21 protein-coding genes and 1 pseudogene are annotated in these 22,636 nt (G+C 70.7%); 14 read left to right on the forward strand and 8 right to left on the reverse strand.

Annotated features, from left to right (window positions below; all coding sequences use genetic code 11):
• Nucleotides 1-233 (reverse strand): annotated as a pseudogene (locus G3I19_RS11385) (SLATT domain-containing protein); the annotation flags it as partial.
• A gap of 513 nt (nucleotides 234-746) precedes the next feature.
• Here G3I19_RS11385 and G3I19_RS11390 point away from each other — a divergent pair.
• From G3I19_RS11390 to G3I19_RS11400, 3 genes are all read left to right on the forward strand, one after another.
• Complete coding sequence (locus G3I19_RS11390) at nucleotides 747-1,082, forward strand: YbaB/EbfC family nucleoid-associated protein (protein WP_164262774.1); 336 nt, start codon at nucleotides 747-749, stop codon at nucleotides 1,080-1,082.
• Nucleotides 1,083-1,184: 102 nt separating this feature from the next.
• Complete coding sequence (gene recR / locus G3I19_RS11395; RefSeq protein ID WP_164262776.1) at nucleotides 1,185-1,784, forward strand: recombination mediator RecR; 600 nt, start codon at nucleotides 1,185-1,187, stop codon at nucleotides 1,782-1,784.
• Nucleotides 1,777-2,433 (forward strand): DUF5063 domain-containing protein, encoded by a 657-nt coding sequence (locus G3I19_RS11400; protein ID WP_164262778.1) that lies wholly within the window; start codon nucleotides 1,777-1,779, stop codon nucleotides 2,431-2,433. Before recR ends, G3I19_RS11400 begins: the two co-directional genes overlap by 8 nt.
• 44 nt (nucleotides 2,434-2,477) lie before the next feature.
• Here G3I19_RS11400 and G3I19_RS11405 read toward each other — a convergent pair whose 3' ends face one another.
• Nucleotides 2,478-3,998 carry an MFS transporter gene (locus G3I19_RS11405; protein WP_164262780.1) on the reverse strand — a complete coding sequence of 507 codons (1,521 nt, stop codon included), beginning with the start codon at nucleotides 3,996-3,998 and terminating at the stop codon, nucleotides 2,478-2,480.
• Nucleotides 3,999-4,472: 474 nt separating this feature from the next.
• Here G3I19_RS11405 and G3I19_RS11410 point away from each other — a divergent pair, with 474 nt between their 5' ends.
• From G3I19_RS11410 to G3I19_RS11420, 3 genes are all read left to right on the forward strand, one after another.
• Nucleotides 4,473-5,597, forward strand: coding sequence for a DUF1996 domain-containing protein (locus tag G3I19_RS11410; RefSeq protein ID WP_164262782.1), 1,125 nt, complete (start codon nucleotides 4,473-4,475; stop codon nucleotides 5,595-5,597).
• A 177-nt stretch (nucleotides 5,598-5,774) separates the two neighbouring features.
• Nucleotides 5,775-7,496 carry a discoidin domain-containing protein gene (locus tag G3I19_RS11415; RefSeq protein WP_239074175.1) on the forward strand — a complete coding sequence of 574 codons (1,722 nt, stop codon included), beginning with the start codon at nucleotides 5,775-5,777 and terminating at the stop codon, nucleotides 7,494-7,496.
• Between the two features lie 19 nt (nucleotides 7,497-7,515).
• On the forward strand, nucleotides 7,516-8,028 hold the full coding sequence (locus tag G3I19_RS11420; protein WP_164262826.1) for a DoxX family protein: 513 nt from the start codon (nucleotides 7,516-7,518) through the stop codon (nucleotides 8,026-8,028).
• On the opposite strand, the gene G3I19_RS11425 is transcribed toward G3I19_RS11420, so the two are convergent.
• Complete coding sequence (locus G3I19_RS11425) at nucleotides 7,998-8,171, reverse strand: hypothetical protein (protein ID WP_164262786.1); 174 nt, start codon at nucleotides 8,169-8,171, stop codon at nucleotides 7,998-8,000. The genes G3I19_RS11420 and G3I19_RS11425 overlap by 31 nt on opposite strands.
• Nucleotides 8,172-8,270: 99 nt before the next feature.
• Here G3I19_RS11425 and G3I19_RS11430 point away from each other — a divergent pair, with 99 nt between their 5' ends.
• Nucleotides 8,271-8,675 carry a rodlin gene (locus G3I19_RS11430; protein ID WP_164262788.1) on the forward strand — a complete coding sequence of 135 codons (405 nt, stop codon included), beginning with the start codon at nucleotides 8,271-8,273 and terminating at the stop codon, nucleotides 8,673-8,675.
• 162 nt (nucleotides 8,676-8,837) lie between these two features.
• On the opposite strand, the gene G3I19_RS11435 is transcribed toward G3I19_RS11430, so the two are convergent.
• Nucleotides 8,838-9,896 carry a LacI family DNA-binding transcriptional regulator gene (locus tag G3I19_RS11435; RefSeq protein WP_164262791.1) on the reverse strand — a complete coding sequence of 353 codons (1,059 nt, stop codon included), beginning with the start codon at nucleotides 9,894-9,896 and terminating at the stop codon, nucleotides 8,838-8,840.
• Nucleotides 9,897-10,223: 327 nt separating this feature from the next.
• Here G3I19_RS11435 and G3I19_RS11440 point away from each other — a divergent pair, with 327 nt between their 5' ends.
• Complete coding sequence (locus tag G3I19_RS11440) at nucleotides 10,224-11,072, forward strand: hypothetical protein (RefSeq protein ID WP_164262793.1); 849 nt, start codon at nucleotides 10,224-10,226, stop codon at nucleotides 11,070-11,072.
• 160 nt (nucleotides 11,073-11,232) lie between these two features.
• Nucleotides 11,233-11,937: a class F sortase gene (locus G3I19_RS11445; protein ID WP_164262795.1), complete on the forward strand. Its 705-nt coding sequence runs from the start codon at nucleotides 11,233-11,235 to the stop codon at nucleotides 11,935-11,937.
• Nucleotides 11,938-12,078: 141 nt separating this feature from the next.
• On the opposite strand, the gene G3I19_RS11450 is transcribed toward G3I19_RS11445, so the two are convergent.
• Complete coding sequence (locus G3I19_RS11450) at nucleotides 12,079-13,158, reverse strand: zinc-binding alcohol dehydrogenase family protein (protein WP_164262797.1); 1,080 nt, start codon at nucleotides 13,156-13,158, stop codon at nucleotides 12,079-12,081.
• Nucleotides 13,159-13,353: 195 nt separating this feature from the next.
• Here G3I19_RS11450 and G3I19_RS11455 point away from each other — a divergent pair, with 195 nt between their 5' ends.
• From G3I19_RS11455 to G3I19_RS11475, 5 genes are all read left to right on the forward strand, one after another.
• Nucleotides 13,354-14,187, forward strand: a complete 834-nt coding sequence (locus G3I19_RS11455) for a helix-turn-helix transcriptional regulator (protein WP_164262799.1) — start codon at nucleotides 13,354-13,356, stop codon at nucleotides 14,185-14,187.
• Nucleotides 14,188-14,380: 193 nt separating this feature from the next.
• Nucleotides 14,381-15,673: an aspartate kinase gene (locus G3I19_RS11460; RefSeq protein WP_164262801.1), complete on the forward strand. Its 1,293-nt coding sequence runs from the start codon at nucleotides 14,381-14,383 to the stop codon at nucleotides 15,671-15,673.
• A complete protein-coding gene (locus tag G3I19_RS11465) occupies nucleotides 15,670-16,758 on the forward strand; it encodes an aspartate-semialdehyde dehydrogenase (RefSeq protein ID WP_164262803.1) in 1,089 nt (362 codons plus the stop codon). Before G3I19_RS11460 ends, G3I19_RS11465 begins: the two co-directional genes overlap by 4 nt.
• Nucleotides 16,759-17,132: 374 nt before the next feature.
• Nucleotides 17,133-17,708: a SigE family RNA polymerase sigma factor gene (locus tag G3I19_RS11470; protein WP_239074178.1), complete on the forward strand. Its 576-nt coding sequence runs from the start codon at nucleotides 17,133-17,135 to the stop codon at nucleotides 17,706-17,708.
• The gene (locus tag G3I19_RS11475) at nucleotides 17,705-18,865 is read left to right on the forward strand and encodes a hypothetical protein (RefSeq protein WP_239074176.1); all 1,161 of its coding nucleotides are present in this window, start codon (nucleotides 17,705-17,707) and stop codon (nucleotides 18,863-18,865) included. Before G3I19_RS11470 ends, G3I19_RS11475 begins: the two co-directional genes overlap by 4 nt.
• On the opposite strand, the gene G3I19_RS11480 is transcribed toward G3I19_RS11475, so the two are convergent.
• The 3 genes from G3I19_RS11480 to G3I19_RS11490 all read right to left on the reverse strand — a co-directional run bounded on the left by G3I19_RS11480 (nucleotide 18,835) and on the right by G3I19_RS11490 (nucleotide 22,263).
• Nucleotides 18,835-19,692, reverse strand: a complete 858-nt coding sequence (locus tag G3I19_RS11480; protein WP_164262807.1) for an SURF1 family protein — start codon at nucleotides 19,690-19,692, stop codon at nucleotides 18,835-18,837. The genes G3I19_RS11475 and G3I19_RS11480 overlap by 31 nt on opposite strands.
• Nucleotides 19,693-19,768: 76 nt before the next feature.
• On the reverse strand, nucleotides 19,769-21,556 hold the full coding sequence (locus G3I19_RS11485; protein ID WP_164262809.1) for a prolyl oligopeptidase family serine peptidase: 1,788 nt from the start codon (nucleotides 21,554-21,556) through the stop codon (nucleotides 19,769-19,771).
• Nucleotides 21,557-21,609: 53 nt separating this feature from the next.
• Nucleotides 21,610-22,263, reverse strand: a complete 654-nt coding sequence (locus G3I19_RS11490) for a class I SAM-dependent methyltransferase (protein WP_164262811.1) — start codon at nucleotides 22,261-22,263, stop codon at nucleotides 21,610-21,612.
• Nucleotides 22,264-22,636: the final 373 nt, after the last annotated feature.

Here is a 22,636-nt window from a genome sequence, read left to right on the forward strand (position 1 = left end):
GCCAGGCCGAGCAGCGGCAGTAACGCCCCCACGAGCGCACACCCGGCCGACCCCGCCCGCAGGACCCGCGCCGCCCGGCGTTTCCAGGCCCGGTCGGCCAGATACCAGCCCGCGGTCCGCAGGGCGGCCGCCTCCACCCACCGGTACACCTCGTCCAGTCGCTCGGCGGGTTCCCCCCAGTCGCCCGCAGGGAACGGCCCACCGGTCAGGTCCGCGCCCGGACCGGCGCGGGTGCGGCCCCGGCCCGGCCCTGGCCCGGGGCCCTGCCCCGTATCCGTGCCGGTGCCCCCATCCGTATCGGTGCCCCCATCCGTATCCGTGTCCGTGCACGTGTCGGGGCCGGCAGCGGGATCCGCCTGCCCGCCCCGTTTCCCGCCCGGCTCCGATCCCGGAGCGGAGGCCCCCGTACCCGCCCGGGGACCCGTGCCGGGTTCGCCCCCGGACCGTACGGCGTCCTCATCGGGCTGCGGCGTCTCCGGCTGGCCCACCAGGCTCTCCCCTCCGTCACGTACGAGCGAGTGCCTTCATACCGCCGAATGGTGGGCGTCAGTGCCGTTATGCCAGGGTTTACGACCGTAAGCGGGCTGTGATCAGGTAGAGGAGCCCCCGCGCTCTCACCCGAAAGAGTTGGTCCTCACGGTGGAGGGCGGGGCGCCCGGGGACCACGTAGGCTCGTTTTACCGGCCAAGACTCCCGGAAAGTCCTGGCGCAGTCGGAAACGTCGTCGAACAGCCTCGGAGTGACCCGTGATTCCCGGTGGTGGCCAGCCCAATATGCAGCAGCTGCTTCAGCAGGCCCAGAAGATGCAGCAGGATCTCGCACAGGCTCAGGAGGAACTGGCCAGGACCGAGGTCGACGGCCAGGCGGGCGGCGGTCTGGTCAAGGCCACCGTCACCGGCTCCGGTGAGCTGCGCGGCCTGGTGATCGACCCCAAGGCCGTCGACCCCGAGGACACGGAGACCCTCGCGGACCTGATCGTCGCCGCGGTCCACGCCGCGAACGAGAACGCGTCGGCGCTCCAGCAGCAGAAGCTCGGCCCGCTCGCCCAGGGGCTGGGCGGTATGCCGGGCCTGGGTATCTGACGCAGGTCTTCATCTGACGAAGGTCTTCACGCTCCCGAGGTTCTGCGGAAACCTCGCACGAACTACCGTTACGTTCCACAGCAGACCGAAAGAGGCGCTCCGTTGTACGAAGGCGTGGTTCAGGACCTCATCGACGAGTTGGGCAGGCTGCCCGGCGTCGGTCCCAAGAGCGCGCAGCGGATCGCCTTCCACATCCTCCAGGCCGAGCCCACCGACGTGCGCCGCCTGGCGCACTCGCTGCTCGAAGTGAAGGACAAGGTCCGGTTCTGCGCGGTGTGCGGCAATGTCGCGCAGGCCGAGCTGTGCGGGATCTGCCGGGACACCCGTCGCGACCAGACGGTGATCTGTGTCGTCGAGGAGCCGAAGGACGTCGTGGCGGTCGAACGGACCCGTGAGTTCCGCGGCCGATACCACGTGCTCGGCGGCGCCATCAGCCCCATCGAAGGCGTCGGCCCCGACGATCTGCGGATCAGGGAACTGCTGGCGAGGCTGGCGGACGGCGTCGTCACCGAGCTGATCCTGGCGACCGACCCGAACCTGGAGGGCGAGGCCACGGCGACGTACCTCGCCCGCATGATCAAACCCATGGGTTTGAAGGTCACACGGCTGGCGAGTGGTCTTCCTGTAGGGGGAGACCTGGAATACGCGGACGAGGTCACGCTCGGTCGTGCCTTTGAGGGGAGACGACTACTCGATGTCTGACGCAACGCTGAATCAGGTCACGGAAGACCCCAACGACTTCGACGTCCAGATCGCCGACCAGGTCGAGTCCTTCATCGTCGCCGTCACCGAGGTGGCCAAGGGCGACGAGCCCGACAGCGCGGTGCCCTTCCTGCTGCTGGAGATCTCCCAGCTCCTGTTGGCCGGGGGCCGTCTCGGCGCCCATGAGGACATCCTCCCGGCCGACCGGTACGAGCCGGACCTCGGCCCGGAGCCCGACGTCGACGATCTGCGGGAGCGCTTCGCGCGGCTCCTAGAGCCGATCGACGTGTACTCCGAGGTGTTCGACCCGTACGAGCCGCGCAAGGCCCCCGTCGCCTGCCGCATCAGCGACGACCTCGCGGACATCGTCACCGACCTCCGGCACGGCATGGCGCACTACCGCGCGGGCCGGACCACCGAGGCGATGTGGTGGTGGCAGTTCTCGTACTTCTCCAACTGGGGCTCCACCGCGTCGGCCGCGCTCCGCGCGCTCCAGTCCCTGGTCGCCCATGTCCGCCTCGACCAGCCGCTCCCGGCTCTCGACGGCCTGGACACGGACCAGGATCTGAGCGAGGAAGTGCTGGCCGAGGAGGCGGGCCGGGTCATGGCCGAGGAGATCGGGACTCCGCTGGGCCTCCCGTCGGTCTGAGCGGCGGAGCGCACTGACTCCCTGGGCGACAGCGGGGCTGACTTCTAGTCAGAAGCCGCCTCTGTCCGGACGTTCGCGCCCGCCCGGATGCGCTGCCGCTCGTCCTGCCGCGCATCCGCCGTCCCGGCGCCCCGCTTCGGCAGCGCGAGCGCGAGGAGGAGCGCGACCGCCGAGGCGCCGCAGGCGATGAGGAAGGCGGCCCGCATCCCCCTGTCGCTGTAGAAGTCGTAGCCGCCCTCAGCGACCGCGATATGCCCGTTCAGTACGGCAAAGGCGACAGCGGGCAGGACGGCGGCCAGGGCGCTCTGGAAGACCTGGACCATGCTCGACATCGACGCCTGGAGCCCGGGTGGCACCGCACCGATGACGAGGTTCGGCGCGGCGGCGTACGAGACCCCGAGGCCGAGGCCCTCGATCAGCGCCCACGCGATCAGGGGGCCCTGTGCGTCGTGCCGGAGCGCGGTGAGTGCGGTGCCCACGACCAGCAGCGCATGCCCGGTGATCATCAGGTTGCGCGGTGAGGTCCTGCGCATGGCCCGCCCCACGAGATACCCACCGGCCACGGCCCCGGCCGCGACCGGCACCTGGAACAGGGCGTACCCCTTGGCGTCGACACCGAAGCCGTACCCCAGGCCGAGTGCGAGCGGCGTCATGCACATCGTCGGCAGCAGGGCGTTGAACACACCGGTGTTCGCGGAGGCCAGACCGGCGGTGAGCGCGGTGAGAATCATCGGCCGGCGCCTGAAGAAGCGGATGTCGATCAGCGGGTCCCGGCCGCGCAGCGCCGAGACGATCCATACGGCGGCCAGCACCGCACCACCCACCAGCACCCCGAGGGTCCGTGCCGAGCCCCAGCCCCATTCGGCGCCGAAGCTGACACCGATCAGCAGACCCGCCAGACCCGCGCCGAGCAGCAGCGCGCCGAGGAGATCGAGCCGCGAGCGATGGCGTACGGGACTCTCGTCCGTGGCCAGCGCCAGCGGGGCGAGGAGCGCGGCAGGCACGAGGGCGAAGAACCAGAACACGCCGTGGAAGCCCCAGTTGCCCATCAGCCAGCCGGTGATCCAGGGGGCGGGGATGTTGATGAGGCCCATCCCGGCCGTCATCAGGGAGACCGCCATCGGCAGGATCCTGGACGGGTACACGTCGCGCATCAGGGAGTACCCGAGGAAGGTGCAGGGCACGAGCAGTCCCTGGAGTGCCCGGCCTGCGATGACGACTCCGAAGGTGGGCGCCAGCGCGGTCAGCAGTGCACCGAGCGTGGCCCCGGCGACGGCGAGCAGCAGGACCAGGCGCTTGCCGTACATGTCGGCGAGCTTCCCGGCGATCGGGCTGAGCACCGCGCCGACCAGCAGGAACGCGGTGAGCAGCCAGGCGCTCTGGTGGGTCGCGTAGTGCGCGCTGATCTCCGGCCGCGCGGTCGACGTCATCTGGTAGTTGGCGGCTATGAGCTCCTGGACGCCGACGATCGAGGCGAAGGAGAGAACGAGGCGCGGCGTCCAGCCGCCACTGGGTGTCGGGCCGTCGCCTGCTGTGGGAGGGCGTGCGGTGCCAGCTGTCGCCATGCGGACGGTTCCTCTCGACGTACGGCCTACCAAACAATCGTTTGTTTGGATCGAGGGGTAGCTAACCTCCTCGCGCCGGGCATGGTCAACGGGCGCGGCAGTGGAATCGGCAGCGGGAGTGGCGGCCGGAGCGGCGGCGGGGGCGGCGGCGGAAAGCATCACCGCCGGCTGGGCCGGACCGCCGGGACCGCTGTGTTCACGTGACGCCCCCAATCGGCCCCTGACGTCGGACGCGCTGCGTTCACCCGTCCAACTCGCCTTGTCATGCGGCCAGTCGGGGCGGTCCGTGCCGCCATCCCGGCGGTCGACGAGCTATTGACACGGTCTTGTCAGGAGCGGAACACTCCGAATCGGGAGAGCGCTCTCCCGGCTTCCGTTCCAGCGTTCCGCCGCTCCGCCGCTCGTCCGTTCGTCCGCTCGTCCGGATCCGTTCCCCGCCCTCGCATTCCCGTACTGACGCAGGAGGAGGTCTCCATGCCACGGAGGTCGAGAACCCTCACAGGACTACTGCTGTCCACCGCTCTGGCCCTCACAGCGGCCGGCATCGGCGGTGTCGTGATGACGACCGGCGCATCGGCGGACACACCCGCCGCCACCGCCGCACACACCAAGGCCGTCACCCCCGCCAAGGCCGTCACCCCCGGCATGGCCGGTATGCCCGGGATGGGGGTGTCCACCAAGGCGTCCGGCGACGACCCGGACGGCGACGGCTACATCATGGCCGACCCGCCGGTGACCGGTGTCACCCCGTCGACGTACGACCCGCCGCACCGGTACTTCCACGAGTTCCAGGCCAAGTGCGCCCCGAACCACACGGCGCCCGACGACCCGATCGTCTTCCCCGGGCAGCCGGGGAAGTCGCACGACCACACCTTCATGGGCAACACCGGCACCGACGCCAACACCACCACCGCCTCGCTCGACCAGGGCGGCACCACCTGCCTGGCGCCCGGCGACAAGTCGGCCTACTGGATGCCGAGTCTGTACAACGGGGACGAGAAGATCCTCCCCATCGGCCCGCAGACCATCTACTACAAGTCGGGGGTCACCGACTACACCAGCGTCCGCCCCTTCCCCAAGGGCCTCCGGTTCGTCGTGGGCAACCCCATGCAGAGCCTCGACGACTTCAAGAACCTCAAAGGCACGGTCGAGGGCTGGGAGTGCGGTACGCAGTACCACAACTTCGACTTCCCGGTGAGCTGCCCGTCCACCGAGGACACCCAGCTCAACATCCGTCTCCAGGCGCCCAGTTGCTGGGACGGAATCCACCTCGACACCCCTGACCACCAGAGTCATATGGCGTACCCGGTGGCGTCGGGCAACAACCAGAACACCTGCCCGGCCGACCATCCGGTGGCACTGCCGATGATCGAGTTCAAGATGGCGTGGCCGGTCAACGGCGATATGTCGAAGGTGCGGCTGGCCAGCGGGACCGGGCACTCGTTCCACTACGACTTCTTCAACGGCTGGGACGCGGCGACGCTCCAGGCCCTGGTCACACACTGCGTCAACGGCGGTCTGCAGTGCGACGCGCGCGGCTACGACGAGACCAACCCGTCGGCGGGCGCCGCACTCAACGACGACTACGAGCTGCCGTAGGACTTCACCGGCCGGTACGTCACCGGTCGGTACGTCACCGGTCGGTACGTCACCGGCCGGCACGTCAAGCGAGACGGACAGAAGGAGAGCGACATGCACTATCCCCCCACCCGTCACCCCACCTGTAACCCCACCCGTCATCCCACCCGTCATCCCATCCGGACGGCGAAGCGCGCCATGGCGCCGCTGGCCGCGACAGCGCTGCTCGCCGGGGCCCTGCTCGCCGTGCAGGCACCGGCGGCCCACGCGGCAGGCAGTGTCGTCAAGGTGACCGGTTCGCAGGGCGACTGGGCGCTGACCGTCGACGGTTCGCCGTACACGGTCAAAGGGCTGACCTGGGGCCCGTCGGTCGACGACGCGGCCAAGGACATGCCGGACGTGGCCTCGATGGGCGTCAACACCATCCGCACCTGGGGTACGGACGCGACGAGCAAGCCGCTGTTCGACGCGGCGGCGGCCAACGGCGTCAAGGTGATCGCCGGCTTCTGGCTCCAGCCGGGCGGCGGCCCGGGCAGCGGCGGCTGCGTCAACTACCTCACCGACACCACGTACAAGAACGACATGCTCGCCGAGTTCCCCAAGTGGGTCGACACCTACAAGGACAACCCCGGTGTGCTGATGTGGAACGTCGGCAACGAGTCGACGCTCGGCCTGCAGAACTGCTACAGCGGTGACGAGCTGGAGGCGCAGCGCAACGCGTACACCTCCTTCGTGAACGACATCGCGAAGAAGATCCACCAGGTGGACCCCGACCACCCGGTCACCTCCACGGACGCGTGGACCGGCGCCTGGCCCTACTACAAGAGGAACGCGCCCGATCTGGATCTGTACGCGGTCAACGCCTACGACGCGGTATGCAACGTCAAGTCGGACTGGGAGCAGGGCGGTTACGACAAGCCGTACATCGTCACCGAGACCGGCCCGGCCGGCGAGTGGGAGGTGCCGGACGACGCGAACGGTGTGCCCGACGAGCCGACCGACGTACAGAAGGCCGACGGCTACACCAAGGCGTGGGGCTGCGTCACCGGCCACAAGGGGGTCGCGCTGGGCGCCACGATGTTCCACTACGGCACCGAGGACGACTTCGGCGGTGTCTGGTTCAACCTGGTGCCTGACGGCCAGAAGCGGCTGTCGTACTACGCGGTCAAGAAGGCGTACGGGGGAGACACTTCGGGCGACAACACCCCGCCGGTCATCTCGGACATGACCGTCGGCGACGCCACGGCGGGCGTCCCGGCCGGCGGCCGGGTCACGGTGCGTGCCAAGGTCACCGACCCGGACGGTGACGCGACCACCTCGCAGCTCTTCTTCAGCAGCAACTACATCGACCAGGACAAGGCGCTGGTGCCGGCCGACACCACGGACAACGGCGACGGCACGTTCTCCGCGAAGGTCCCGGACAAGGTGGGGGTCTACAAGGTCTATGTGAAGTCCACGGACGGCCACGGCAACGTCGGTATCGAGACGAAGTCGCTGAAGGTCGTCCCGCCGAAGGTCGACGGGACGAATGTGTCCCAGGGCAAGGCGGCCACCGCGTCGTCCTTCCAGACCGACCCGACGGGCGGCTGCCCGTGCGGTGCGGCCAACGCGGTGGACGGCAGCTTCGACACCCGCTGGGCGAGCGACTGGAGCGACCCGCAGTGGCTCCAGGTCGACCTGGGCGCCTCCACCACCTTCACACACATCCAGCTGGCCTGGGACCCGGCGTACGCGAAGGCGTACGACATCCAGACGTCGGACGACGGCACCAACTGGACCACGGTCACGTCGGTGACCGACGGCAACGGCAACATCGACGACCTCGACGTGAACGGCACGGGCCGGTACGTCCGGATGCTGGGGACGGCGCGCGGCTCCGGATACGGCTACTCCCTCTACGAGTTCGGCGTCTACAGCTGAGAGGAGCACAGCCCTCATGATGGACACCCGCCTCACGCAGGCTCAGCCGTACACGCTCGGCCTGTTCCGTATCGTCATCGGGACGCTCTTCACCTGCCACGGAGTCGCTTCGCTCTTCGGGCTGCTCGGCGGCCACTCCCTGCCGGCGGGCAGCTGGCCCGGCTGGTACGCCGCCGTCATCCAACTGGGTGCGGGCGGGCTGGTGCTGCTGGGTCTTGGCACCAGGACGGCGGCGCTGCTCGGGTCGGGGTCGATGGCGTTCGCCTACTTCGACATCCACCAGCGGCGGGGCCTGCTGCCGATCGAGAACGGCGGCGAGGCCGCTGTCTTCTTCTGCTGGACGCTGCTGCTGATCGCCGTGTCGGGGCCGGGGGCCGTGGCTCTCGACCGGCTGATCAACGGGCGCCGTGCGGCGCGTGCGGCGCATGTGGCTGATGTGGACGATGCTGCCGGGCGGGCCGGGGGCGAGCAGCCTCGGCAGCCGGCGGCGTCCGGGCCCGATCAGGTGGTGGTGGCGCGTACGGCGTCGTAGTCGAGCCAGGGGTCCTGGAGGAACTCCCGCCAACGGGGGTCGTGTCCGGCGCGCTTCACCCGGAAGCAGACGGCGCGCCGGACCGCGTCGGATGTGTTGCCGCCGATGTGCCGCACCCCGTTCGGGCGTTGGCAACCTCCCACGACCGACACTCCGACGATCAGGTGAATGGATCCGGATGCGCCTGGTCGCTGCGTCTACTGGTGCGCGTTCCTGTTCCACCACCATTCCACTGGAGTGACATGCGCGCCCGTACCGCCCTCACCGCTGCAGCCCTTGCCGCCGCGGCCCTCGCCGGCGCCGCCGGTAACGCAGCCGCCATCGGCCACGACGGTGGCACCACGTCCCTGAGCGGCAACGGCGCCGAGCAGGCATTCGGCAACTCGAAGACCGACGGCGCCATGAGCCCGCAGCTGACCCTCGTCCAGGGGTCCCTGAACAAGCTGTGCGCCGGTGTGCCGGTCAAGGCGAACGTGGGCTCCCTCGTCGGTGTCGTACCGGTCGCGGTCCAGGACATCCCCGTCCTGTCGTCCCCGCAGAACCAGCAGTGCACCGAGAACTCCACCCAGGCCAAGGGCGACGAGCCCCTGTCCCACATCCTCGACAGCATCCCGGTGCTCTCCGGCAACGGCGTCGGCAACGGCTGACCACCTGCTCGGCGCTCCTCAGCGGCCCGCCCCACCACGGATCACCTTCGCCCGGAAAGCATCCTGAAGGAGATCACCTCACGGGGCGGGCCGTAGCCATGACCTCGTGGCGCTGTGTGCTGAAGCGGCGCCCGCACAGGGCACCGGCGGATGGCTGCCCCGTCACGCCGACTCCCGTACCACCAGCTCCGGTTCGAAGACGATCGAGGTGACGGGCCGGTCCGGGTGCTCGATGCGCTCCTGGAGCAGCCGTGCCATCTCGGCCGCCATCCGCTCCACCGGCTGCCGGACCGTGGTGAGCGGCGGGCGGCAGGCCACGGCCACCGAACTGTCGTCGAACCCGACCACGGCGACATCGTCCGGGACCCGCCTGCCGTGCTCCCGCAGGACCAGGCACGCGCCCTGAGCCATCAGGTCGTTGGCCGCGAACACCGCGTCCAGGTCCGGGTGTTCGTCGAGCAGCCGGCCCATCGCCTCGGCCCCGCTGTGCAGCGTGAAGCCGCCCTCGGCCACCGGTACGTCCGGGTGCCCGTGCCGCGCCATCGTCTCCCGGAAACCGGTCAGCCGCTGTTCGCCCGCGGTGATGTCCTGCGGGCCCGCGATGGTGACCGGGCGGCGGCAGCCGCGGGCGACCAGGTGGGCCGCGGCCAGCTCGGCACCTTCCCGGTGGGCGAGGTCCACGTAGCTGATGGGGACGGCTCCCGCGGGCCGCGCGAAGAGGACGGCGGGCAGCCCGGCCGCCGCGATCATGCCGGGCAGCGGGTCGTCGGCGTGGGTGGACACGATCAGCGCGCCGTCGGCGCTGCCCTGGCGCAGATAGCCGACGACCTGGTCACGGGCTTCGGGGGTCTCGGCGAACATCAGCACCGGATGCATGGAGCGCGGCCGGAGATACCCGACGACCCCGGCGGCCACCCGGCCGAAGAACGGATCGGCGAACACCCCGGAGGCGAAGGCGTTCTGCCCGGCCTCCGATGCGTCGCCCGCGCCGGAGACGACCAGCGCGATGGTCTCGGCCCGCCGTGTCACCAGGGCGCGCGCGGCCCGGTTCGGGGTGTACCCGGTCGCGGCCACGGCGTCGCGTACGGCCTGCTGGATCGCGGGGTCGACATTGCGGATGCCGTTGACGACGCGCGACACGGTCGCGCGGGAGACTCCCGCCGCGCGCGCCACGTCTTCCAGGGTGGGCATGGCGGCGGGCGCCTCGGGCTCTCTGCTCATGGACGCACTGTAGTGGGAACCCACGGAGAGCGCTCTCCCCCTCCTTTGCCCGCCTGTCCACCCACCTGTCCACCTGTCCACCTGTGCTCTTACGTATCGCGGGGGCGCCCCTACCTCATCGCCGGGTCGGTGCGGTGGTGCGACGTGCCGTCCATCGGGTGAATATCGGCCCGCCCTGAACTCATTGGGACCACGGCATCACTCGGATGCCCCGGTCTCCGGTGGCGGGGTGTCAGATTCCTGCTGATGGTGAGGGCGTCGCTACTGCGAATCGATGAGCCGACGGAGTGTCAGCCTTCGCAGTCGTGGCGAAAGGAACCATTTCAAATGCGCACTGCCCGCACCCTGCTCGCGTCAGCCGCCGTGACTGCCGCCCTCGCCTTCTCCGCCCCCGCCGCTTACGCCCTGACCACGACAGGTGCGCCGAACTCGGACAGCGGCGCGGCCGCAAGCAGCGACCGCCATGACACCTCGGGCGACAGCGACGGCGGCGGCCGTGGCGACCACGGTCATGACCACGGGCAGGGCGACCACGGCCACGGTCACGGCCACGGTGACCACGGCCACGGCGATCACGGTGACCACGGCCACCGTCCGCACGGCGGGATGCGGACCGGGGGTGGCGCTCTCGCCATGACCACGCTGGTCAACCCGGCGGTCACCACGGGCGACGACGGCGGTGACGCGTACGGGGACGACGGCCACGGGCAGGGCGGCCACGACCAGGGCGATCACGGTCACGGGCAGGGTGACCACGGCCAGGGTGACCACGGCCATGGGCAGGGTGACCACGGCCACGGGCAGGGCGACCACCACCACGGCCACGGGAACGGCCACCGCCCGCACGGCGGCATGCACACCGGCGGTGGCGCTCTCGCCATGAACACGGCGCTCACCACAGGTGACGACGGCGGCGCGGCGTCCGGCCTCGACCAGGACAGTTCCTGGAAGGACGGTTCGTCGGACGGCGGTTCCTGGAACGACGGTTCGTGGAACCACGACCAGGACGGCGGCCGTCACCACCGTCCGCACGGCGGCATGCACACCGGCGGTGGCGGCCTCGCGACCAATGGCGGGGTGGCCGCCGGGTCGGTGCTGCTCCTCGGCGGTGTCGGCGCGGGTGTCTATCTGATCCGCCGTCGCCGCACCACGTCGTCGGGCCTGTCGATGGCCTGACCGCCACACCGTTTGCAGTCGCACCGTTGACGAGGCCACCGCCCCCGGGGGCGGTGGCCGCAACGGTTGTGCGCCACATCAGCACCCGGAGCAGCACTCCGGCCCCGCACTCTCCCTCTCCCACCTTTTCCGCCGCCCCGCGCCCGAAAGGCATCCCCCGATGGCCGCTGAGAAGCTTCCCCAGCCGAAGCCTTCCGTCCCGTCCCCGAAGAGCGTGACCCCCCTCCACCGCGTCCTGCTGTGGCCCGCCGCGGCAGCGGCCGGAGGCGCCCTCCTGCTCTGCAACTCCTTCGGAATCGGGTTCGGAAACCCGGCGGGCGACGCCAAGGTGCAGTCGTCGGCCGCGGCAACGGCCTCCGCGGCCCCCCGTACGCCCACCCCCGCGGCCGCAGCCCCGCTGCCCAAGTCCGAGCCGACACGGCTGACGATTCCGGCGATCGCGGTCAACGCACCGTTCACACCGCTGGATCTCGGCACTGACGGCCGGCTCGACCCGCCGCCCGCGGACAACACCAACATGGTCGGCTGGTACCGGGGCGGCGCCACCCCGGGAGAGCGCGGGGCGGCGATCGTCGCCGGCCACGTCGACACGAAGACCGGCCCGGCGGTGTTCCTGCTGCTGCGGACCCTCAAGCCGGGCAGCGAGGCCGACATCGCCAGGAAGGACGGCACGACCGCCACCTTCAAGGTCGACTCCGTGGAGACGTTCAGCAAGGCCGACTTCCCCGACAAGCGCGTCTACGGAGACACCCCAGACGCCCAGCTCCGGCTGATCACCTGCGGTGGCGCGTACGACAGGGACGCCCAGGACTACGTGGACAACGTGGTCGTCTTCGCGCACCTCGACTCGTCCAAGGGCGCCTGAGGAAAGGCCCGTTGGGAGCGCGCTCCGTACCGCACTCCGTACCGCACTCCGTACCGCCCACCGCTCACGGCCCCGCTCGCGGCCGACTGTCACGCTCACGGCCCACCCGCTCACGGCCCCGCTCGCGGCCGACTGTCACGCTCACGGCCTGATCACCGTCAGCCTGAACGGGCCCTGGCCGTCCGCCGCGTGGGCCACCGCCTCGTTCGCGTCGGGCAGGGCGAAGTCCGTGACCGCGAAGTGGTTCAGGTCCAGGAGGCCGGAGCGGATCAGGGCGGTCAGACGGGGGCTCGCGTCCCGGGGGCAGAGCCACTGGCCCCGGACCGTGACGCAGTTGCGCATCAGCCACGGGTACGGCAGTCCGAGGTCCTCGCCGCCCTCCATTCCGACGCCGCCCATCAGGACGACCCTGCCGAACTCGCGGACCGTCATCGCCGCAGCCCTGACGGGTGTCGTGCCGGCGCCGGGCGGCAACAGGTCGAGTACGCAGTCGATCGGGCCCGGGGCGGCGCGCTTCATCCGTTCGCGGTCCTCGGCCTCGTCCCCGGTGAGCCGGACCGGGAGGAGCCGGGGGCCGAAGCGCCGGGCCAGTTCCGCCAGGGCCTTCTCGTTGCGGCCCGGCGCGATCACACAGCCCGCCCCCATGGCCAGCGCCACGGCGACCGCCGCGCTGCCGAAGTTGCCGGTGGCACCGCTCACCAGCAGGGTCTCGCCCGCACGCAGCTCCGCCGCGAGGAGACCTCCGTACGGCACGAGAAGCACGTGCAGGGCGCACCACAGCCCCGCGTCCGCCGCGTCGATCGGGCCGATGGGGGCGGCGTTCTCCGTCGGGACGCGGATCTGCTCGGCGAAGGGGCCGTCGTGGAAGTACCGCTGCAGTCGCAGGCCGCCGTCGCCGCGGGCGCTCAGGCCCTGCAGTGTGATGTCGGGGGTCTGTGCGTCGTCGCGCGAGCGGATGACGGGATCGCAGGAGACCCAGTCGCCCACGGAGAGGGCGGTGGCGTCCGGGCCCATGGCGCGGACCCGGCCGATCGCCCCGGCCCCCGGCACCACCGGCAGGTCGAGCAGATAGCCCCGCTTGCCGCTGAACACCTCGGCGGTGTACGGGAGTACGCCGGCTGCCACGACGTCGACGAGTACCTCGCCCGTCCCCAGTACCGGGTCGGGGAGCGTCTCCACGCTCAGGGGTGATCCGAATGCTTTCAAGACTGCGGCCTTCATGGTCCTGGTCCTTCTGCTGTGCGAGTGGGGGCTTGTGCGGGTGCGGGCTTTTGGCCTGTGCCGCCGACAGCCTCACAAGCCCGCAGAACCGGATCCAGGACCGGCGTGATCCTAGGATTGGTGAATCCCTGGCTGTCCCCCTGCTGCTTTCCGGCGAGGGGCCGGGCCGGCCGGAGGAGAGAAAAGGGTGTGTCAATGACGCGAGCCACGGGAGCGGCGGGAGCCGCTGGAGCGGTGGGAGCCACGGGAGCGGCGGGCGTGGCCCCCGGCGGGCTCGGTGACTTCCTGCGGTCACGGCGCGAGCGGCTGAGCCCGGAGACGGTGGGTCTCCCGGGCGGGCGGCGGCGCAGAACACCCGGGCTGCGGCGCGAGGAGGTGGCCGAACTCGCGGACATCGGCGTCGACTGGTACATCCGGCTCGAACAGGGGCGTGCTGTCTGTCCCTCGGCCGGCACCGTCGAAGCGCTGGCCCGTGCGCTCCGTCTCGACCCGGCCGAACACGCCCATCTGCGCGCGCTGGCCGCGCCGTCGGGCTGGCGCGGCTTCGTGCGGGAGACCGTGCCCGACGCCATCCGGCGGCTGGTCGAGAGCCTCGGTCAGCCCGCGTACGTCACGGGCCGCCGGTGGGACGTACTGGCCTGGAACGACGCCGCGGCCGACACCGTCGCCGATTTCGGCCGGCTCCCCGACGCGGACCGCAACGTGCTGGTCCATCTGCTGACCGACCCCGGCGCCCGGCGCCTCTTCGGGGCCTCATGGCCTGACGAGGCGCGGCGCGTGGTGGGCCAGTTCCGGGCGGCGCACGACCTGTGGGCCGGTGATCCGGCCTTCGCGGGTCTCGCGGAGCGCCTCCGGCGGGACAGTCCGGAGTTCGCGGGCTGGTGGGACGCGCACGACATCCGTACCGGCGGTGAGGCCGGACGGAAGGAGCTGCACCACCCGCGGCGGGGCCTGCTCCGCTTCGAGTACGCGACCTTCCAGGCCAACGACGACCCCGCGCTGCGCCTGACGGTCTACACACCGGTGTGACCCGCACGGGTGTGACCCGCCCCACGTTCCGAGTGTCCCGGTTGATCGCGGGCAGGCATTCTCACCGAGCGGCCGTGCCACTGGCGGTGATCAGTGAGTGAGCGGGACATCTCACGATCTGATACATACGAGGTGTCGTGCGGCCGCTCGTTAGACTGAGCCGACCGCAAAATGACTGGATCGAGGAGCGCACGTGGGCCTTGTCGTGCAGAAGTACGGAGGCTCCTCCGTAGCCGATGCCGAAGGCATCAAGCGGGTTGCCAAGCGAATCGTCGACGCCAAGAAGAGCGGCAACCAGGTGGTTGTCGTGGTGTCAGCGATGGGCGACACGACGGACGAGTTGATCGATCTTGCCGGGCAGGTGTCGCCGATTCCTGCCGGGCGGGAGTTCGACATGCTGCTGACCGCCGGAGAGCGGATCTCCATGGCCCTGCTGGCCATGGCGATCAAAAACCTGGGCCACGACGCCCAGTCGTTCACGGGCAGCCAGGCCGGTGTCATCACCGACTCGGTCCACAACAAAGCGCGGATCATCGATGTCACACCGGGGCGGATCCGCACCGCGCTCGACGAGGGCAACGTGGCGATCGTCGCCGGTTTCCAGGGTGTGTCGCAGGACAAGAAGGACATCACCACCCTCGGCCGCGGCGGTTCGGACACGACCGCCGTCGCGCTCGCGGCGGCACTCGACGCCGAGGTCTGTGAGATCTACACGGACGTGGACGGTGTCTTCACCGCCGACCCCAGGGTCGTCAAGAAGGCCCGGAAGATCGACCGGATCTCCTTCGAGGACATGCTGGAGCTCGCCAGCTCCGGCTCCAAGGTGCTGCTGCACCGCTGCGTCGAGTACGCACGCCGCTACAACATCCCGATCCATGTCCGGTCCTCGTTCTCGGGCCTCCAGGGCACATGGGTCAGCAACGAAGCACGCGTCGAAGCACAAGAAGCACAAGGGGACCCGACAGTGGAGCAGGCCATCATCTCCGGTGTCGCGCACGACACCTCCGAGGCGAAGATCACGGTCGTCGGCGTGCCCGACAAGCCGGGTGAGGCCGCCGCGATCTTCCGCGCCATCGCGGACAGCCAGGTCAACATCGACATGGTCGTGCAGAACGTCTCCGCCGCGTCGACCGGTCTGACCGACATCTCCTTCACGCTCCCCAAGGACGAGGGCCGCAAGGCCGTCGACGCCCTGGAGAAGTCGAAGCCGGTCGTCGGCTTCGAATCGCTGCGCTACGACGACCAGATCGCCAAGATCTCCCTCGTCGGCGCGGGCATGAAGACCAACCCGGGCGTCACCGCGACCTTCTTCGAGGCGCTCTCGGACGCCGGCGTGAACATCGAGCTGATCTCGACGTCCGAGATCCGCATCTCGGTGGTCACCCGTTCTGATGAGGTCAACGAGGCCGTGCGCGCCGTGCACAGCGCCTTCGGGCTCGACAGCGACTCCGACGAGGCAGTCGTCTATGGGGGCACCGGGCGATGACCGGCACCGGCCTCCGGGCAGGAGGCCGTAAGCCGGCGCTCGCGGTCGTGGGAGCGACCGGGGCCGTCGGCACGGTGCTGCTCCAGATGCTGTCGCAGCACGCCGACATCTGGGGCGACATCAGACTCATCGCCTCCCCGCGCAGGACCGGCCGCAAGCTGGTCGTGCGCGGGGAGGAGTGCGAAGTGCTCCCCCTCACCGAGGAAGCCTTCGAGGGCGTCCAGGTCGCGCTCTTCGTCGTCCCCGACGACGTCGCGCGCGAGTGGGCGCCCGTCGCCGCGTCCAAGGGCGTGGTGGTCGTGGACAGCTCAGGCGCCTTCCGGATGGACGCCGATGTGCCGCTGGTGGTGCCCGAGGTCAATCCGCACGCCGTACGGCTCAGGCCGCGCGGCATCGTCGCGTCCCCGCACTGCACCACGCTCGCGATGATCGTCGCGGTGGGCGCGCTGCACGCCGAGTTCGGGCTGCGTGAGCTGGTCGTCTCGACGTACCAGGCGGTGAGCGGCGAGGGGAACCCCGGGGTGGCGGCGCTGCGCAGCCAGACCGAGCTCATCGCCGGTACGGAGCTGGGGACGCACCCCGGCGACGTACGCCGTGCCGTGGGCGACGACACCGGGCCCTTCGCGGCGCCCATCGCGCTCAACGTGGTGCCCTGGGCCGGTTCGCCGGCCGCCGACGGCTGGTCGTCCGAGGAGCTGATGCTCCGCGCCGAGACCCGCAAGATCCTGGACCGGCCCGCGCTTCCCGTGGTGGCGACGTGTGTCCGGGTCCCGGTCGTCACCACGCACTCCCTCTCGGTGCACGCGCGCTTCGAGAACGAGCTGACGCTCGGCCGGGCACACGAGATCCTGGCGACCGCGCCCGGTGTGGTGCTCTTCGACGACCCCGACGCGGGGGACTTCCCGACCCCGGCCGACGCGGTGGGCACGGATCCGGCCTGGGTGGGCCGCGTACGGCGGTCGCTGGACGATCCACAGGCGCTCGAACTGTTCGTCTGCGCCGACAACCTCCGCAAGGGGGCCGCGCTCAACGCCGCGCAGATCGCGGAGGCCGTCGCGGCCGAGCTGCAGCTGCCGGACGCCTGAGGGACGGTCTCCCGTACCTGGTTGTTTGTAGGATCTGTGAGTGGCCTGTGAGCAAGACGTGCGTCTGGACCACTTGAACTGAGGGTTGTGGCTGTTACACGATTCAGTTCCCCGTACGTCTGCAACCGCGGCCGGAGCGGGCGCGTCTTTGGGGTGGCCTCGACCTGCGCAAGATGCCATGGAAAAAGGGGCATTGGGGGAGATCGGGTACGCATGAGGGCATTGGCCGCATCGTCAAAGGCGATGCCATACGCGTACAACCCTGGCGGGGGGAAGCGTGTCCAACTGGCGTGGCAGAGGTTCTCGATATTGCGGCGGTGTCCGGACGGGGCGGAGTGGTCCGTCCGCTCCGGCGACCGCGCGTGTCCGGCGGGATGCCGGTGATCGCCCCCTTGCCGACGCGGCCGAGCGCTGTTCCGTCCCAGAGCGGCGAGGGCGCTGACGACGCCATGGCCGCCGGCACCACCGTCGATCACCTCACCGAGACCTACCGCGCCCACTACCGGTCGCTGCTGGGCCTCGCGGCGCTCCTCCTCGACGACACCGCCTCCTGCGAGGACGTGGTCCAGGAGGCGTTCATCCGCGTCCACTCGGCGCGCAAACGGGTCAGGGACCCCGAGAAGACCCTCGCGTATCTGCGCCAGACCGTGGTGAACCTGTCCAGGTCCGCGCTGCGCAGGCGCATCCTCGGGCTGAAGCTCCTCTCGAAGCCGATGCCGGACATGGCGAGCGCCGAGGAAGGGGCGTACGACCTGCTGGAGCGCGACGCGCTCAAGAAGGCGATGCGCAACCTCCAGCGCCGCCAGCGCGAGGTCCTGGTGCTCCGTTACTTCGGTGACATGACGGAGGCGCAGGTGGCCGACGCGCTGGGCATATCGCTCGGTTCGGTGAAGGCGTACGGTTCGCGTGGCATCGCGGCACTGCGGGTGGCCATGGAGGCATCGGCATGAGCGAGAAACGGGACGGGTCCGACGAGTGGGACATGCCCGCCGAGTGGCGCACGCGGCACGGCGGGCCCACCCGGGCCGGGGAAGACCAGGCAGGGAACGGAATGCAGAACGACGGTTCCGACAACGCTGTCGACGGCCTCGACGAGGACGAACGCGAACTGCGCAGGATGATGCACGGCGCCGTGCGCGGGCTCACCCCGTCCGACGACGCGCTCGACCACCTGCGCAGGGCCGTGCCCGCGCGCCGGGCCAGGAAGCGGCAGATCGTCGTCGGTACGGCCGCGGCCGCGCTGCTCGTCGGGACCGCGATCCCGGCGTTCATCCATGTCGCGGGCGCGGGTGACGGGGACAGGAGCAACTCGGCGGTCGCGGGCCGGGGCCACCGGCCGCCCGGCGGCACGGGCGCCGCGGTGCCCGACGGCGGCAAGAAGAAGAACGACAAGCCGGCCGGTGACGGTGGTTCCGACGGCGGCGACGGGAAGAAGCACACCCCGAAGGGCGCCGGGAGCGGCACCCACGGCGGTTCGGACGGCGGATCCGGCGGGGCGTCCAGCAAGGCGCTCGACTCGCTGCCGGCCTGCGCGGCCCAGCAGCTCGGGGTCACATCGGCGGACACCGGCACACCGAACGCGGACGGCACGGTCTACGGAACGTTCCGGGTCTCCAACGTCTCGCACAGCCAGTGCGCCGTCAGCGACGCGGGCACCGTCAACTTCCAGGCGCTGGGCGCCGCCGACGCCGCCCGTATCACCGTGGTCGACCACACGGCGGGCGACGCGGCGTCCGGTCTGCCCGACCCCTCGCAGGACGCGACCGGTCTGGTGCTCCGCCCGTCCCAGGCGTACGAGGTGAAGTTCGCCTGGGTCCCGGCCGAGACCTGCCCCACAGGCGGCGGTGCCACCCCCGACCCGACCCCGTCGGGCGGGTCCGGCGGCACCGGCGGATCGGGGGGCTCGGAGGGAACGGGCGGCGACGGCAACCCGCCGGTGAACGGCGGCGCCGACGCCACCCCCCAGCTCGGCAGCGGCGACGGCACGTCGGACGGCAGTGTGGCCGTGGTGCACGAGGCGGAGCCCGGCGTACCGGCCGCGCAGGCGACCATCGCCAACGCGTGCGCGGGGACGATCTACCGGACCGGACTGCTGTCGGCGCCGTAGCCGGCGGGCCGGGCAGCAGCCTCATCCGTGCCGCTGCCACCAGCGGCGGGCTCCCCGTCGACCACGGTGACCGGCTCCGGGTCGGGCACGATCCCCAGCTCCAGGTCCCTGAGGGCCTCGGCCTCGCGCCTGGCCAGCCGGAACCACATGAAGACCACGAAGCCCGCGAAGACGAACCACTCGCCGGTGTAGCCGAGGTTCTGGAAGGACTTCAGGTCGAGCCCGCTGTTCGGCGGGGCCGCCGCCGGGACGGCCTTGAGGCCCGCGGAGGCTTGCGGCAGCGTGATCCACGCGTCGTACACGGGGTACGGGACGACGTTCACCAGGGAGGCCGCGCTGATGATGCCGATCTGGTCGGCCGGCAGCCCGCCGCCGGTGTAGGCGCCGTCGGTCCCGCTGTTCTCGGACGCCTGGAGCGACCCGGTGACCTCGACGGCGCCCTTCGGCGGCGCGGGAGCCTTCGCGCCGTGCGGCAGCCAGCCGCGCACCACGGGGAGCGCCTTGCCACCGTCGGTGCGGAGCAGGGTCAGGACGTACGACCCCTCCTTGCCGTCCACGACCCGGTCCGGCACCAGGAACTGCCTGCCGTACTTACCGGTCGCACTGGCCTGCCGCCCGGACGTGTCGAGGTTCACGGGCAGCAGGGAGTCGAGCGGCGCCGAAGCCTGGCGGGCCGGGTCGGGCCGGTGCTCGTCTGTCCGGTGGGTGGCCACCCGGTCCTCGAACCTGCTCAGCTGCCACGAACCCATGAAGATGCAGAACGGGATGGCGAGCAGGGCGAAGACGGTGATCCCCAGCCAGCGGGGTGTCAGCAGGAACCGGTACACATCTCTTACGTTACGGGGCGCGGTCCGGGAGCAATGCCCCGGACCCCGCCCCGTGGGCTCCGCCCCGTACGGCCTGCTACTTCTTCACATGCCGCCGCGCGAAGTCCAGCTCCAGGCGGACCTGCTTGATCCGCTCCTCCACCACCAGTGAGCCGTGGCCCGCGTCGTACCGGTACACCTCGTGGACCGCCCCGCGCTTCGCGAGCCGCTCCACGTAGTTCTCGACCTGCCGGATCGGGCAGCGCGGGTCGTTCACGCCCGCCGAGATGTAGACCGGCGCCCGTACCGCGTCCACATAGGTCAGCGGCGACGAAGCGGCGAACCGCTCGGGCACCGTCTCCGGGGTGCCGCCGAGGAGCGTCCTGTCCATCGCCTTCAGCCCCTCCATCTCGTCGTGGTACGCCGTGACGTAGTCCGCGACCGGCACCGCGGCCAGCCCGGCCGCCCACGTGTCCGGCTGGGTGCCGAGCCCGAGCAGCGTCAGATAGCCGCCCCAGGAGCCGCCCGCCAGGATCAGCCGGGCCGGGTCCGCGATCCCCGACGAGACCGCCCACTCCCGGACCGCGCCGATGTCCTCCAGCTCGATCAGCCCGACCCGGTGCTTGAGCGCGTCCGTCCAGGCCCGCCCGTAGCCGGTCGAGCCGCGGTAGTTGACCCGGACGACCGCGTAACCGTGGTCGACCCAGGCCGCCGGGCCCGAGGCGAAGGCGTCGCTGTCGTGCCAGGTCGGCCCGCCGTGGATCTCGAAGAGCGTGGGGAACGGGCCGTCCCCCGCGGGCTGCTGCACCAGCGCGTGGATCCGGCCGCCCGGCCCCTCCACCCACACGTCCCGCACCGGCACGGACTCCGGCGCCTTCATCCCCGGCGGGTCGAGCACGACGGCGCCCGACGTGGAGCGCACGACCGGCGGCAGCGCGGCCGATGACCAGAGGTACTCGACGGTGCCGTCCGGCCGCGCGGTCGCCCCGGACACCGAACCCGCCGGGGTCTCGACCCGGTCCAGCTGTCCGGTGGCCGTCTCGTACCGCCACATCTCGCTGCGCGCCTCGAAGCTGTGCACGATCAGCAGCGCTGACCCGTCCGGATACCACTCGGCGCTGACATCGCCGGGCAGCTCGATCGCGGGCGAACTCTCGACGCCGGTCGCGACGTCCCACACCATCGGCTCCCAGCGGCCCCGCCGCTGGTGCCCGACGAGCAGCCGGGTGTCCCCGGCGACCGGCGCGAACCCGAGCACCTGCAGCCCCAGCTCCTCGGTGCCGCCCTTGGTGTCGTCCAGCTCGGCGACCGTGGACCCGTCGGTACGGACCACCCGCAGCGCGGAGTGCATGGCGTCACCGTGCTCGGTGTGCTCCAGCGCGATCAGCGTCCCGTCGTACGAGAGGTCACCGACCCCGGCGGACTCCCGGTGCCGGTAGATCTCGACGGGCCGGGCGCCCGGCCGTACGACATGGACGGTCGACCCGTCCTCGTCCGTCGACCGGCCGACCACGGCGGTACCGTCCCGGCCGATCCCCAGACCGGCCGGGTAGGACGGCTCAAGGCCGGGGGCGGCGGGTTCGTCGGGCCCGCCGCCGTAGGGCTGGCGCATCCAGACACCGAACTCGTCCCCGTCGGTGTCGTCGAACCACCAGATCCACTCACCGCCGGGCGACAGCGCCCCGTCGGTCGTCCCGTTCGGCCGGTCGGTGACCTGCCGCTGTTCGCCGGTCTTCCGGTCCCAGGCGTAGATCTCGTACGTGCCGGTCGCGTTCGACACGAACAGGCTGCGGTCGGGGGCGTCCTCCGCCCAGTCGGGCAGCGAGACGCGAGGTGCGCGGAACCGCTTCTCCCAGTCGGGCATGGCTGCTGCGTCAGTCGTCATGCCCCCTATTTCAACAGAACGGATACGCCCCGCGCGTTCCGGTCGGATCCGCTTCAACCCGCCACAGCACGGCCGATCAACGTCCCGATGTGGTCCGGCTCGGGGGCCTCCAGAATCCGCGCCTCCGCCCTCGGGAAACCGGCCCCGAGCAAGAGGCTCTCCCACTTCCGGGGGGTGTAGCTGTAGCGGTAGGTGAACTGTGCCCGGCCCGCGAATCCCCCCTTGTACATGCCCTGCGGGCCGTAGGCCCCGGGGATGGCAGGCGGGTGCGAGAAGACCAGACTCCCGCCCGGTCTGAGCGCCTTGACCACAAGCGGCAGGAGCTTGGCCGGGTCGGTGAACCAGACCGCGCCGAAGATCGAGTACACCGCGTCGTACTGCTCCACGCCGTCACGCAGGAAGTCGAGCACTTCCGCGCAGTGGAACGACACCCGGCCTCCCCACCGTTCGCGTACGGCATCCACCATGACGGGCGACATGTCCACTCCCGTCGCCTTCACTCCCTGTTCTGCGAGGTAGGCAAGAGTCCGCCCGGTGCCGCACCCGATCTCGAGTACGGTGCTCGGGTTTTCGAGAAGCTCCACACCGGGGCCGTGCCCGGCGTACTGCGTCCAGTTCATGACGGGAGCACCGATCTCCCTGGTGACGCTGGTCGCGTACGTGTCCCAGAGATCGCGTTCGTCATCGTGGTTATGGCGGGCCGGCACGGTGGCTCTCTTCGTAAGGGGTGCGCCCCGCTCCGGGCAGTGGTGGGCCGGAGCGGGGCACGTGGGATGCGGCTGTTCAGTGGGAGTCGGGGACCTTGTTGTCACACGGGGAGCACTCTGCCCCGTCGATTGCCCACAGTTCCTCATCGGGCGCGAAGCCGAGGGATCGGATGAACTCCTCGGTGCGCAGGCACAGGCCGTCCCGCCGCCGCTCGATGAAGGGAGCGTGGTGCTTGTACCTGCCTCCGAACCCCCTGTCCCGCGCCCCCTCGTGGGGCAGCTCCACGACGGTACGGAGCAGGCGTCACCACCGTCTATGCGGTCACGCCAATATTGGCGTTGTCGCATAAAGAAGCCCCTCGGGAGGGACCCG

It is taken from the genome of Streptomyces sp. SID10853, from assembly GCF_010548145.1.
In the GTDB taxonomy this organism is placed as follows: Bacteria; Actinomycetota; Actinomycetes; order Streptomycetales; family Streptomycetaceae; genus Streptomyces.

Excerpts from the sequence above, each read along its gene's own strand:
- G3I19_RS11400 (WP_164262778.1), top strand. The coding sequence starts at position 1,777 with ATGTCTGACGCAACGCTGAATCAGGTCACGGAAGACCCCAACGACTTC.
- G3I19_RS11405 (WP_164262780.1), bottom strand. The coding sequence starts at position 3,998 with ATGGCGACAGCTGGCACCGCACGCCCTCCCACAGCAGGCGACGGCCCG.
- G3I19_RS11410 (WP_164262782.1), top strand. The coding sequence starts at position 4,473 with ATGCCACGGAGGTCGAGAACCCTCACAGGACTACTGCTGTCCACCGCT.
- G3I19_RS11415 (WP_239074175.1), top strand. The coding sequence starts at position 5,775 with ATGGCGCCGCTGGCCGCGACAGCGCTGCTCGCCGGGGCCCTGCTCGCC.
- G3I19_RS11420 (WP_164262826.1), top strand. The coding sequence starts at position 7,516 with ATGGACACCCGCCTCACGCAGGCTCAGCCGTACACGCTCGGCCTGTTC.
- G3I19_RS11430 (WP_164262788.1), top strand. The coding sequence starts at position 8,271 with ATGCGCGCCCGTACCGCCCTCACCGCTGCAGCCCTTGCCGCCGCGGCC.
- G3I19_RS11435 (WP_164262791.1), bottom strand. The coding sequence starts at position 9,896 with ATGAGCAGAGAGCCCGAGGCGCCCGCCGCCATGCCCACCCTGGAAGAC.
- G3I19_RS11440 (WP_164262793.1), top strand. The coding sequence starts at position 10,224 with ATGCGCACTGCCCGCACCCTGCTCGCGTCAGCCGCCGTGACTGCCGCC.
- G3I19_RS11445 (WP_164262795.1), top strand. The coding sequence starts at position 11,233 with ATGGCCGCTGAGAAGCTTCCCCAGCCGAAGCCTTCCGTCCCGTCCCCG.
- G3I19_RS11450 (WP_164262797.1), bottom strand. The coding sequence starts at position 13,158 with ATGAAGGCCGCAGTCTTGAAAGCATTCGGATCACCCCTGAGCGTGGAG.
- G3I19_RS11455 (WP_164262799.1), top strand. The coding sequence starts at position 13,354 with ATGACGCGAGCCACGGGAGCGGCGGGAGCCGCTGGAGCGGTGGGAGCC.
- G3I19_RS11465 (WP_164262803.1), top strand. The coding sequence starts at position 15,670 with ATGACCGGCACCGGCCTCCGGGCAGGAGGCCGTAAGCCGGCGCTCGCG.
- G3I19_RS11470 (WP_239074178.1), top strand. The coding sequence starts at position 17,133 with ATGCCGGTGATCGCCCCCTTGCCGACGCGGCCGAGCGCTGTTCCGTCC.
- G3I19_RS11475 (WP_239074176.1), top strand. The coding sequence starts at position 17,705 with ATGAGCGAGAAACGGGACGGGTCCGACGAGTGGGACATGCCCGCCGAG.
- G3I19_RS11485 (WP_164262809.1), bottom strand. The coding sequence starts at position 21,556 with ATGACGACTGACGCAGCAGCCATGCCCGACTGGGAGAAGCGGTTCCGC.